10 protein-coding genes and 1 tRNA gene are annotated in these 11,387 nt (G+C 68.7%); 6 read left to right on the forward strand and 5 right to left on the reverse strand.

The features are described from left to right. Nucleotides 1-17: 17 nt before the first annotated feature. A complete protein-coding gene (locus R2K23_RS09340) occupies nt 18-1,259 on the reverse strand; it encodes a PucR family transcriptional regulator (protein ID WP_316516204.1) in 1,242 nt (413 codons plus the stop codon). A 98-nt stretch (nt 1,260-1,357) separates the two neighbouring features. Further along, nucleotides 1,358-4,147, reverse strand: coding sequence for a pyruvate dehydrogenase (acetyl-transferring), homodimeric type (gene aceE, locus R2K23_RS09345; RefSeq protein WP_316516206.1), 2,790 nt, complete (start codon nt 4,145-4,147; stop codon nt 1,358-1,360). A gap of 171 nt (nt 4,148-4,318) precedes the next feature. On the opposite strand from aceE, the gene R2K23_RS09350 reads away from it, so the two are divergent. From R2K23_RS09350 to R2K23_RS09365, 4 genes are all read left to right on the forward strand, one after another. Then, complete coding sequence (locus R2K23_RS09350) at nt 4,319-4,846, forward strand: hypothetical protein (RefSeq protein WP_316516208.1); 528 nt, start codon at nt 4,319-4,321, stop codon at nt 4,844-4,846. A 107-nt stretch (nt 4,847-4,953) separates the two neighbouring features. Further along, complete coding sequence (locus tag R2K23_RS09355) at nt 4,954-5,382, forward strand: DUF3052 domain-containing protein (protein WP_316516210.1); 429 nt, start codon at nt 4,954-4,956, stop codon at nt 5,380-5,382. Then, a complete protein-coding gene (locus R2K23_RS09360; protein WP_316516212.1) occupies nt 5,382-5,846 on the forward strand; it encodes a peroxiredoxin in 465 nt (154 codons plus the stop codon). Before R2K23_RS09355 ends, R2K23_RS09360 begins: the two co-directional genes overlap by 1 nt. 42 nt (nt 5,847-5,888) lie before the next feature. After that, nucleotides 5,889-5,963 (forward strand) — tRNA-Val (locus tag R2K23_RS09365). A 45-nt stretch (nt 5,964-6,008) separates the two neighbouring features. Here R2K23_RS09365 and R2K23_RS09370 read toward each other — a convergent pair. Further along, a complete protein-coding gene (locus tag R2K23_RS09370; protein WP_316516214.1) occupies nt 6,009-6,443 on the reverse strand; it encodes a cyclic nucleotide-binding domain-containing protein in 435 nt (144 codons plus the stop codon). Between the two features lie 106 nt (nt 6,444-6,549). Next, nucleotides 6,550-8,133: an MFS transporter gene (locus R2K23_RS09375; RefSeq protein ID WP_316516215.1), complete on the reverse strand. Its 1,584-nt coding sequence runs from the start codon at nt 8,131-8,133 to the stop codon at nt 6,550-6,552. Nucleotides 8,134-8,375: 242 nt separating this feature from the next. Between R2K23_RS09375 and R2K23_RS09380 the strand changes: the two genes are divergently transcribed. Both R2K23_RS09380 and R2K23_RS09385 read left to right on the forward strand, forming a co-directional pair. Beyond that, nucleotides 8,376-10,166, forward strand: a complete 1,791-nt coding sequence (locus R2K23_RS09380) for an N-acyl-D-amino-acid deacylase family protein (RefSeq protein WP_316516217.1) — start codon at nt 8,376-8,378, stop codon at nt 10,164-10,166. After that, nucleotides 10,159-10,737 (forward strand): TetR/AcrR family transcriptional regulator, encoded by a 579-nt coding sequence (locus tag R2K23_RS09385; protein WP_316516219.1) that lies wholly within the window; start codon nt 10,159-10,161, stop codon nt 10,735-10,737. Before R2K23_RS09380 ends, R2K23_RS09385 begins: the two co-directional genes overlap by 8 nt. A gap of 21 nt (nt 10,738-10,758) precedes the next feature. Here R2K23_RS09385 and R2K23_RS09390 read toward each other — a convergent pair whose 3' ends face one another. Further along, nucleotides 10,759-11,382, reverse strand: coding sequence for an SOUL family heme-binding protein (locus tag R2K23_RS09390; RefSeq protein ID WP_316516221.1), 624 nt, complete (start codon nt 11,380-11,382; stop codon nt 10,759-10,761). Nucleotides 11,383-11,387: the final 5 nt, after the last annotated feature.

Below are 11,387 nucleotides of genomic sequence, written 5' to 3' on the forward strand. Positions count from 1 at the left end.
GACCCGTTACTAATTTCTCACCGGGACCGGCCGCCGCCGAAGGCGTCCATGGCCACGGCGGTGTGATGGTTCACCGAGCTAGCCGACGTTCGCGGTAGCTGCGGTTGAGCGGTGAGCCGGCCCACGGTGGCCGCCACCCGTAGCACATAGGCGTCGCGCGGGGCGGTGGGGTCGCGGCCCGTGAAGTCGGCGATGCGCTTGAGGCGGTACCGCACGGTGTTTGGATGAACGAACAATTTGCGTGCGCAAGCTTCGATCGCGCCGCCGGAGTCCAGATACGCGTCCAGCGTCTCGGTCAGCGCCGGGCCCGCGTCCGCGAGCGGCCGCATGACGTCGGTGTGCAGCGTGGCGATGGCGGCCTGATCGCCCATGAGGGCCCGCTCGGGCAGCAGCTCGCGCGCCGACACCGGCCGCGGCGCGGCCGACCAGCCGGAGGCCGCGTTCATCCCCGAGATCGCCTCGCTGGCACTGTGATACGCCGCGGTGAGCGACGGTGCCGTCGGCCCCACCACCACCGGCCCGGCGGAGAAGGCGGTCAACAGCTCGGTGAGGAACTTGTCGGTGGGGGACAACGGCCCCGACACGATCGCCACCAGCCAGGTGCCGTGCACATCGGTCAGCGCGGCGCGGCCGTGCCGCGCCGCGGCCTCCCGGATGTCCTGGCTGGCCAGCTCGACCCGGTCGGCCGGCGGGGTCCCAACCACGACGGTGGCCGGCGCGTTGGTGTCCCAGTTCAACGCCGCGGCCCGGGACAACAACTCCTGCCCGGTCTCGCCGCGCACCACGGCGTCGACCACGCTGGCCTCCATCCGGCTGTCCCAGGCGCCACGCGACTCGGCGGCGTCGGCGTAGGCCTTCGCCGCCGCGAACGCCAGGTTGCGGCTGTAGCGCAGGATCCCGACCGTCAGCGCGATGCGCTGCTCCTCGTTGCGGGCCAGCGACGGCACCACCACCTCGAAGAACTCCATGGACACCCGCACCATGTCCACCGTCTGGCGCAGCGCGATGTGCCGGGTGAGCTCCTGGGGGACCAGCGCGAACGCCTCGGCGGTGTAGCCGACCTCGCTGTCCGGGTCGTGCAGCCACTCCGCGAAGTTGACCACCGCGGTCTGCAGCACCAACTGCACGCTGGCGCGCTGCGAGGCCTCCAGTTCGGCGAAGAACGGCAGCCGCTCCTGCATGGCCTGCGCCGCGTCGGTCGCCAGCCGGCCGGAGTACTGCTTGAGCCGTCGGCGCAGCGAGTCGGGCACGTTCGCCATGAGCTCGTTCGGCGATCGTGGCTCGAAGGGCTCTAACGGTTTGTCGGGCACCCCTAAAATCTACGCCGGTTTTCTGGTGGAAGCTCCAAATCGTTGCATCAGGCGCTGCCGGTGTCCTTGAACGAGACCCCGGCGGCCAGCACGTCGTCGATCTGGTACTGCTCGGCCGCGGCGGCCGCCACCGACGGATCGATCTCGCCGTCACGGGCCAACGCGCCGAGCACCGCGACCACCACCGACTCGGCGTCGGTGTTGAAGTAGCGACGCGCGGCCGGCCGGGTGTCGGAGAAGCCGAACCCGTCGGTACCCAGCGTGACGTAGGTGTTGGGCACCCACGGCCGGATCTGCTCGGGCACCGCGCGCATCCAGTCCGACACCGCGACGGCCGGGCCCCGGGTCTCCTTGAGCGCCTTGGTGACGTAGGCCTCGCCGGCGTCGATGCCGGGGTGGCGCAGCTGCCGCTTCTGCAACTCCACCCCGTCGCGGTTGAGTTCGCCCCAACTGGTCACCGACCACACGTCGGCGGCCACGTCCCACTCGGCGGCCAGCAGGTCGGCCGCGCGCAACGCCTCCGGCATCGCGACCCCGGAGGCCAGGATCTGCGCTGTGCTGGTGCGCTTTTCGGTGGCCGCGCGGTAGCGGTAGATGCCGCGCAGCAGCCCCTCGGGGTCGAACCCGTCGGGCTCGGCGGGCTGCACGTAGGGCTCGTTGTAGATCGTCATGTAGAAGAAGATGTTCTCCGGGTTCTCGCCGTACATCCGGCTCAGGCCGCTCTCGACGATGTAAGCGATTTCGTAGGCGAACGCCGGGTCGTAAGCGACGACGGCCGGGTTGGACGCGGCCAGCAACAGCGAGTGCCCGTCGGCGTGCTGCAGCCCCTCACCGGTCAGGGTGGTGCGCCCGGCGGTGGCACCCAACACGAACCCGCGCGCCATCTGGTCGGCGGCCGCCCAGAACCCGTCGCCGGTGCGCTGGAAGCCGAACATCGAATAGAAGATGTAGATCGGGATCATCGGCTCGTTGTGCGTCGAGTACGACGTCCCCACCGCGGTGAACGACGCCGTCGACCCCGCCTCGTTGATGCCCTCGTGCAAGATCTGGCCGATCTCGCTCTCCTTGTAGGCCAGCATCAACTGCGCGTCGACCGAGGTGTACAGCTGCCCGTTGCGGTTGTAGATCTTCAGGCTGGGGAACCAGGAGTCCATCCCGAACGTGCGGGCCTCGTCGGGGATGATCGGCACCAGCCGGGGGCCGATGTTCTTGTCCCGCAACAACTCCTTGAACGTCCGCACGGTCGCCATCGTGGTGGCGACCTCCTGCTGGCCGGAGCCCTTCTTGAGCACCTTGTAGGTGTCGCGCCCCGGCAGCGGCAACGGCCGGCTCTTCACGCGGCGCTCCGGCAGGAACCCACCGAGCGCGCGGCGACGGTCCAGCAGGTAGCGGATCTCCGGGGCCTCCGGCCCGGGGTGGTAGTACGGCGGCAGGAAGGGATCCTGCTCGAGTTGCTCGTCGCTGATCGGGATGCGTTGGGTGTCGCGGAAATCCTTGAGGTCCTGCAGCGCCAGCTTCTTCATCTGGTGCGTCGCGTTGCGGCCCTCGAAGTGCTTGCCCAGGGTGTAACCCTTGATGGTCTTGGCCAGAATCACCGTCGGCTGACCCTTGTGCTCGAGGGCGGCGCGGTAGGCCGCATAGACCTTGCGGTAGTCGTGGCCACCGCGCTTGAGATTCCAGATCTGCTGATCGGTCATGTGCTCGACGAGCGCCTTGGTGCGCGGGTCGCGACCGAAGAAATGGTCCCGCACGTAGCCGCCGTCGTTGGCCTTGTAGGTCTGGTAGTCGCCGTCGGGGGTGCTGTTCATCAAATTGACCAGCGCGCCGTCGCGGTCGGCGTGCAGCAGCGCGTCCCACTCGCGTCCCCACACCACCTTGATGACGTTCCAGCCGGCGCCGCGGAAGAACGACTCCAGTTCCTGGATGATCTTGCCGTTGCCGCGCACCGGCCCGTCGAGACGCTGCAGGTTGCAGTTGATCACGAAGGTCAGGTTGTCCAGCCCCTCCAGCGCCGCAACGTGGCACAGTCCGCGGCTTTCGGGCTCGTCCATCTCGCCGTCGCCCAGGAAGGCCCAGACGTGCTGATCGGAGGTGTCCTTGATGCCGCGGTCTTCGAGGTAGTGGTTGAACCGGGCCTGGTAGATGGCGTTCATGGGGCCCAACCCCATCGACACCGTGGGGAATTGCCAGAAGTCCGGCATCAGGCGCGGGTGCGGATAGGACGGGATGCCGCCGCCGGGGTGACTGTGTTCCTGGCGGAACCCGTCGAGCTGGTCGGCGGTCAGGCGGCCCTCGAGGAAGGCGCGCGCGTAGATGCCGGGGGAGGCGTGGCCCTGGATGAAGATCTGGTCGCCACCGCCGGGGTGGGACTTGCCGCGGAAGAAGTGGTTGAAGCCCACCTCGTAGAGGGCTGCCGAGGAGGCATAGGTGGAGATGTGGCCGCCGACGCCGACGCCGGGACGCTGGGCGCGGTGCACCATGATCGCGGCGTTCCAGCGGATCCAGGCGCGGTAGCGCCGCTCCACGTCCTCGTCGCCGGGGAACCAGGGCTCCAACTCGGTGGGGATGGTGTTGACGTAATCGGTCGAGGTCAGCGCGGGGATGGAGACACGCTGCTCGCCGGCGCGCTCCAGTAGGCGCAGCATCAGATAGCGAGCCCGGGCCGGCCCGGACCGCGACAACATGTCATCGAAAGATTCCAGCCATTCACCCGTCTCGTCGGGGTCGATGTCGGGCAGGTAGGACGCCACGCCCTCCCGGATGACTCGAACTCGATCGGGTTCACCTGCGGTGCCGGAGTTTTGGGCCAGGTCTTGGCGCGCGAACTCGGTCGTCAACGCAAATCTCCTTGATTGGTGACGCGAGGATTTCCCGCGTCCGCTCACCATCCTGCCCCCTGTGTGGCGTTCACCGCAGAGGGACCCGTATCCACCACTGCGCCACGGCACGTCACACAGCCGGTAACGTCACCGGCTGTGCTGAGCGGATACAGGCGTGCGGTGCCACTGGTGGCCGGGCTCGCTGCGGTCGGGCTGCTCGGCGTGGCGGGCTGCACGTCGATCGTCACCGGCGATCCCTCGGTGGACACCGACGACGTGCCGGCCTACCGGACCTCGGTGGCGGCGTCGAAGTCGGCGGCCGCGGTGACCTCGAGTGTGCGGGAGTCCCAGCGCCAGGCCTCGCTGACCACCCAGGCCGTCCGCACGGTGTGCGAGACGCTGAGCACCAGCAGCGCCGAGGCGGTCAAGACGGTCAACGCCTACGTCGCGGCGGTGAACTCCGGCGGCGACGTGGCGGCGGCCGTCGCACCCGCCCGCGACGCCTTGAACAGCAGCGCCGGCCGGGTTTCGGCGGAAATCAGCGACACCCTGCCCGCGGACCTGCGCGACGCGCTGACGGCCTGGGTCGACGCCTCCCGCGCGGCCGGTGAGGTGCTCGGCGGGGAGCCGTCGGCCGCGGAGTTCAACAGCGCGATCGACCGGGTGAACGCCACCCGTACCGACGCGTTGAACCTGTGCGACACGGCGTACCGATAGCGCCATTTCCGGCCCGTCCGTAGCGTTGCTCAGCAGCGGCCGACGCGCCTGTGCGACGATTAGGGAATTCGGTAATCAATCCACGTGCTGTGCTGAGGAGGTCAACGGTGGTCGCGGCGGACGGCGCCTCGAACTACGCCCAAAAACTGGGCATCCAAAAAGATCAGGTTGTGCAGGAACTGGGCTGGGACGAGGACACGGACGACGACATCCGTGCCGACGTCGAAGAAGCCTGCGGTTCGGAACTGCTCGACGAGGACGCCGACGAGGTCATCGACGTGGTGCTGCTGTGGTGGCGCGACGACGGCGGTGACTTGGTGGACGCGTTGATGGACGCCATCACGCCCCTGGCTGACGATGGGGTGATCTGGGTCCTCACCCCCAAGACCGGCAAACCCGGTCATGTCCTTCCCGCGGAGATCGCCGAGTCGGCGCCCACCGCCGGACTCATGCAGACCTCGTCGGCCAACCTCGGTGACTGGAGCGCCAGTCGGTTGGTGCAACCGAAGTCGAAGGCCGCCGGACGGCACAGTTGATGTTGGTCCCCGGTGACAAGGCCCCGGACTTCACGCTGAAAGACCAGAACTGGCAACCGGTTTCGTTGGCGGACTATCGGGACAAGAAGAATGTCCTGCTGGTGTTCTTCCCGCTGGCGTTCACCGGGATCTGCCAGGGTGAGCTCGACGAGATCCGGGACAACCTGCCGCAATACGAGAACGACGAGACCGCCACGCTGGCGATCTCCGTCGGCCCGCCGCCCACCCACAAGATCTGGGCGTTGCAGAGCGGGTACCTCTTTCCGGTGCTCTCGGACTTCTGGCCGCACGGTGAGGTCGCGCAGCAGTACGGCGTGTTCAACGAGACCTCGGGGGTGTCCAACCGCGGCACGTTCCTGGTGGACAAGTCCGGGATCGTGCGGTTCGCCGAATGCAAGGAACCCGGCGAGGCGCGCGACCAGGCGGTCTGGGCATCGGCGCTGGCGGCCCTGGCTGAGCCGTGAATTGGATTCTCGGGTCCAGTTTTCGGTAGCCTGCCACGGCACGGGCGTGTAGCTCAGCGGTAGAGCTCTGGTTTTACACACCAGCGGTCGTAGGTTCGATCCCTATCGCGCCCACCATGACTCGTCGGGGCCCAACCCCGGTGCGCGGTCGCGGCGGCCGCGTCAGCTCGGGCCGGCGGTGTCCGACTCCGGCGAGTGCCGCTCGGCGGTCGCGTCCACGGCTTCGCGCAGCGCGGGGATCTCGTCGAGCAGCCGGGTGAGTTCGGCCTTGTCGATGCGCAGGATCTCGGCCGGCCCGGTGGTCGTCACCGTGGCATTGCGCAGTTGGCCCTGCCGCAGCGCGGATTCGCCGATCACCTCACCCGGTCCCACCGTCGCGACCTGAGTCCGGCCGACGTACACCCCGGCCTCCCCGGAGAGCAGGATGAAGCAGGCATCCGAGGGGGTCTGCTCGAGAATCAGCGGCCACGGCGAGGATCTCGTGTTGCGATGCGCCGCGCGAAGCAGGCGCTGCAGGTCCGAGTCGGAGAAGTTCGCAAACGTGCTGAACTCCCGCAGCCGCTGGGCGTCGATCTCGTGCCCCTTCGAAGCGTTCATTACTGGCTCCTGATTCGAGGATGTGCCCTGTCCACAGGGAGCATAAAGGGCGAACGGTGCCGACAACCCCGATCGCGGGATCTTGGTGCGGTGGTGTCGGTCCGCGTCACCGCGGCGTGCGCACGGCGATCAGGTGGTGCGAGGCCCCGGCCACCCAGCGCTCGACGGCCTGCTCGATGACCAGATCCTGCCCGGTGAGCCGCCGGTGGTGCTGGTGCAGATGCTCGCCCCAGGACCGCACGATGAACGTCTCGACGAAGGTGTGCTCACGCTCCACGCTGCGGTAGAGCCGCCACCGCGCCGCGCCGGTGCGTCTGCGGGACCGGCCCATCACGGCCATCGCCGCCAGGAACGCGTCCTCGTCCTCGGGTCGCACCCGGTACTCCGCGGTCACCAGCACCGGACCGTCGAGGGGTTCGGGCTCGAAGACCAACGTCGGTTCCGGCCAGTGCGTCGACGGCGTCAGGTCGATGTTGCCGGTCTTGGCGTGCAGCGGCCACCACAGCGCCGACAGCGCGCAGCCGCCCAGCAGCGCGGCGCTGACCAGCAGGCTGGTGACGGTCGACGTCGCACCGGCGAGCAACCCCCACAGCAACGACCCGAGGGCCTGGCCGCCCATGAAGATCATCAGGTAGACCGACAGGCCGCGGGCGCGCACCCAACCCGGCAGGCTCAGCTGCATCGACGCATTCAGCGTCGCGAGGCACAGCAGCCAGGCGGTACCGCCCAGCACCAGCACCACCGCCACCACGGCGAAGATGGGCACCAGCGCCAGCACCACCGTCGCGGCGGCGAACCCGACGGCCGCGACGATCAGCAGTGCGTTCTCGTCGAACCGGAAACGCAACCGGGACAACACGACGGCACCGAGTACCGCACCCAGGCCGAGCGCCCCCAGCAGCAATCCGTAACCCGACGAGCCCAAGCCGAGTTGGCGACTGGCGATCACCGGCAGCAGACTCCACAGCGCGCTGGCCGGGGCGATGAACAACGCGGCTCGCAGCAGGATCCGTCGCACGATCGGTGAGCTGCGGATGAACCGTGCGCCGGCGCCGAGGGCGGACAACGCGCGCTCGGCGGGAAAGTCCCGCGGCGCGGTCGCGGGGCGCCAGGTGATCAACACGGCGACGATGCCCACGAACGACACGGCGTTGAGTGCGAACACCACCGTGGGGCCGGACAGCGACACCAGCGCCCCGGCGATCGCCGGCCCGATGGACCGGGCCGCGTTCAGGCTCATGCTGCCCAGTGCGGCGGCCGCCGGGATCTGTTCGAGGGGAACGAGATCGGGCTGGATCGCCTGCCAAGCCGGCCCGACCAGTGCGGTCCCGCAGCCGATCACGAACAGCAGCAGCAACAGCACCGTGGGGGTGGTCAACCCGGTGGCGGTCAGTACCGCCAGCAGACCCACGACCGCGGCCATCGCGCCCTGGGTGGCGAGCAGCAGACGCCGCCGGTCGACGAGATCGGCCAGCACCCCCGCCGGCAGGGCCAGCAGCATGACCGGCAGCGCGGTCGCGGTCTGCACCAGCGGCACCAGCACCGCGGCCTGCGGATCGTCGACCAGCATCCACTGCGCGCCCACCGTCTGCATCCACGTGCCCAGGTAGGAGACGAACTGCGCGATCCACAGCGCCCGGAAAATCTGAGACCGCAGCGGCGCCCACGTCGATATTCGAGCCGTGGTCATGCACCACCGTCGCATTGCCTCACCGGCTCAATGTATCGACGTGGGACGGGGAGGGGGCGGACACGCCATGCCCCGGGGCTCGTTTGCCGGTCCGGCGACGTGCCCGAGATTGCGGGTAGGGCTGTGCGGGCGCCGTGATCACGACCGTGGGCGCAATCTCGAACCTGGGAATTTCCAGAAAAAGATTGTGAGTGCTCACTAACTGGTATAGCGTGGTGTGATCCCGAGCACGGAGGTTTGCCATGCCCTACGACGTCGTCGTCCGCAACGGAATGTGGTTTGACGGGACCGGCGCGCCACCGCAGCCGCGCACGCTGGGGATTCGCGGCGGGAAGGTGGTCGCCGTCTCGGCGGCACCGCTCGACGAGACCGACTGCCCCGATGTGATCGATGCCGCCGGCAAGTGGGTGGTGCCCGGCTTCATCGACGTCCATACCCACTACGACGCCGAGGTGTTGCTCGACCCCGGCCTGCGGGAATCCGTGCGCCACGGCGTCACCACGGTGCTGCTGGGGATGTGCTCGCTGTCGACGGTCTACGCCGACGCCGAGGACGCGGCCGACCTGTTCAGCCGCGTCGAAGCGGTGCCGCGTCAGTACGTGCTCGGCGCGCTGGAATCGCACAAGACGTGGTCGAATCCGTCCGAGTACGTCGCGGCCGTCGACGCGCTGCCGCTGGGCCCCAACATCGCCTCGCTGCTGGGACATTCGGATCTGCGTGCCTCCGTGCTGGGCCTGGACCGCGCCACGACGCGCGGTGTCCGCCCCACCGACGCCGAACTCGAGACCATGGCGCGCAAGCTCGACGAGGCCCTGGACGCGGGCATGCTGGGCATGTCGGGGATGGACGCCGCGATCGACAAGCTCGACGGCGACCGGTTCCGCTCGCGGGCGCTGCCGTCGACCTTCGCCACCTGGCGCGAGCGCCGCCGGCTCATCAAGGTGCTGCGCAAGCGCGGTCGCATCCTGCAGAGCGCGCCGAATGTCGCCAAGGCCCAAGAGACCCTGAATTTCTTCCTGGAGAGCAGCGGGCTGTTCGGCCGCCGGCCCGGTGTGCGCATGAGCCTGCTGGTCTCCGCCGACGCCAAGTCGTCGCCTGGCGCGGCGCGGGTGATCGGCATCGGTACCCGCGCGTTGAACAGGATCCTCGGCGCCAAGGTGCGGTTCCAGCATCTACCGGTGCCCTTCGAGTTGTACTCGGACGGCATCGATCTGCCCGTCTTCGAAGAGTTCGGGGCCGGCACCGCGGCGCTGCACCTGCGCGATCAACTCGAGCGCAACAAGCTGCTCGCCGACCCGGAGTACCGGCGCCGGTTCCGCCGCTCGTTCGACCGCCGCAAGCTCGGACCGACGTTGTGGCACCGCGATTTCCACGACGCCACCATTGTCGAATGCCCGGATGCCACCCTGATCGGTAAGAGCTTCGGCCAGATCGCCGACGAGCGCGGCATCCATCCGCTCGATGCGTTCCTCGACGTGCTCGTCGACAACGGCGAGCGCAACGTGCGCTGGACGACCATCGTGGCCAACCACCGCCCCAAGGCGCTCGACCGGCTGGCCAACGACCCGTCGGTCCACATGGGTTTCTCGGATGCCGGTGCTCATCTGCGCAACATGGCGTTCTACAACTATCCGCTGCGGATGCTCAAACGCGTCCGCGACGCTCAGCTGGCCGGGCGCCCCTTCATGACCAGTGAGCGTGCGGTGCACCGGCTCACCGCCGAGGTTGCCGACTGGTTCGGGGTGAACGCGGGCACGCTGCGCGAGGGGGACCGGGCCGACTTCGTGGTGATCGACCCACAGGGCCTCAACGCCGACGTCGACGCGTACAACGAGGAGGCGGTGCCGTTCTACGGCGGCCTGAGCCGGATGGTGAACCGCAACGACGACGCGGTGGTCGCGACGGCGGTCAACGGCACCGTGGTGTTCCGCGACGGTCGGTTCGCCGACGGCTACGGTGTGCACATGAAGTCGGGTCGTTATCTGCGTGCCGGTGCTGACCAACTCGCGCACGCCGCCGCGGCAGATGGCTAGAACTCAGCAGCAGCGCCGCGAGGAAACGGTCACCCGACTGCTCGACGCCGGCATCGAGACCATCATCGATGTCGGGTACGCGAAGGCGTCGGCCGCGGTGATCGCCCGGCGCGCCGGCGTTTCCGACGGGGCGCTGTTCCGACACTTTCCGACCATGGGCGACTTCATGGCGGCGACGGCCAGCGAGGTGATGCGCCGCCAGCTGCAGCGGTTCGCCGACCGCGTCGCCGAACTGTCCGAGGCCCAGTCGCTGCCGGCGGTCCTCGCGGTGGTGCGCGACATCACGACCAGCGACACCAACGCGGTGCTCTACGAACTGCTGGTGGCGGCCCGGACCGATGAGAAGCTGCGGAGGGCGATGCGCCGGCAACTCGACGGCTACACCACCGCCATCTACGAGACCGCCCGCACCGCAACCGGATTGCAACACCTGCGCGACGACGAGTTCAGGGCCGCCGTCACGATAGTGACCAACACCTTCGACGGCGCGGCGCTGGTCCGCCCGGTGCTGCGGCAGCCCGAACTCGAGGAGGGCAAGATCGAGTTGCTGGCGGCGCTGCTCAAGCGTTAGCCGCTCAAGCGTCAGCCCGGATCAGTCCGCGACCGGCACCGCCACCTCGTTGCGCCGCCGCCACGGAATGGTCCAGGGCGGGTCGTAGAACCAGGACAGGGGTTCGCCGTGGGGGGTTATCGCGTTGTCCGCCAACACCTTCAACAGCTGCGCCGTGCGATTGTCCACCGCCGCGGGGCTGCGGTCGCCGGTGAACCGCAGCACCGCGAACGTCTCGGCCGGCACCTCGACCAACTTCACCTTCTCGTCGTCGGGGGTCGGCAGGGTCTGCAGCGACCACTTGGCCGGCATGTAGAAGCGAATCACCGACCCGCCCTGCGCGCCGCGGGACTGCGAGACGGGTGCGGTCATCGCGATCTTCTCGCTGGACTGGGCCACGGGCGCGGTCATGGCGATCGACGTCTGTCGACTGTTGCCGCCGAAGATGTAGCCCGCCAGCCGGCGGAACCCGGTGTTGCGCGCCTGCTCGTCGTCCTCGAGCACCGTGGTCTCCGCGGCGATGCGCGGACCGTAGCGGCGGATCTCGACGCCGTCGGCCAGCGGCTCGGACAGGTACAGCGGTTCTTCGGTGCCGACCCGGATGCCGACGATGCCGCCGAGGCCCTCGGCCAGCTGAACCATCCCGGAAACGATGCGGTTGATCATCGACG

This window comes from Mycolicibacterium sp. MU0050 (assembly GCF_963378085.1).
In the GTDB taxonomy this organism is placed as follows: Bacteria; Actinomycetota; Actinomycetes; order Mycobacteriales; family Mycobacteriaceae; genus Mycobacterium; species Mycobacterium wendilense.

Coding starts and splice junctions, on each gene's coding strand:
- R2K23_RS09340 (WP_316516204.1), bottom strand. CDS start 1,259: ATGGCGAACGTGCCCGACTCGCTGCGCCGACGGCTCAAGCAGTACTCC.
- R2K23_RS09360 (WP_316516212.1), top strand. CDS start 5,382: ATGTTGGTCCCCGGTGACAAGGCCCCGGACTTCACGCTGAAAGACCAG.
- R2K23_RS09370 (WP_316516214.1), bottom strand. CDS start 6,443: ATGAACGCTTCGAAGGGGCACGAGATCGACGCCCAGCGGCTGCGGGAG.
- R2K23_RS09375 (WP_316516215.1), bottom strand. CDS start 8,133: ATGACCACGGCTCGAATATCGACGTGGGCGCCGCTGCGGTCTCAGATT.
- R2K23_RS09380 (WP_316516217.1), top strand. CDS start 8,376: ATGCCCTACGACGTCGTCGTCCGCAACGGAATGTGGTTTGACGGGACC.
- R2K23_RS09385 (WP_316516219.1), top strand. CDS start 10,159: ATGGCTAGAACTCAGCAGCAGCGCCGCGAGGAAACGGTCACCCGACTG.
- R2K23_RS09390 (WP_316516221.1), bottom strand. CDS start 11,382: ATGATCAACCGCATCGTTTCCGGGATGGTTCAGCTGGCCGAGGGCCTC.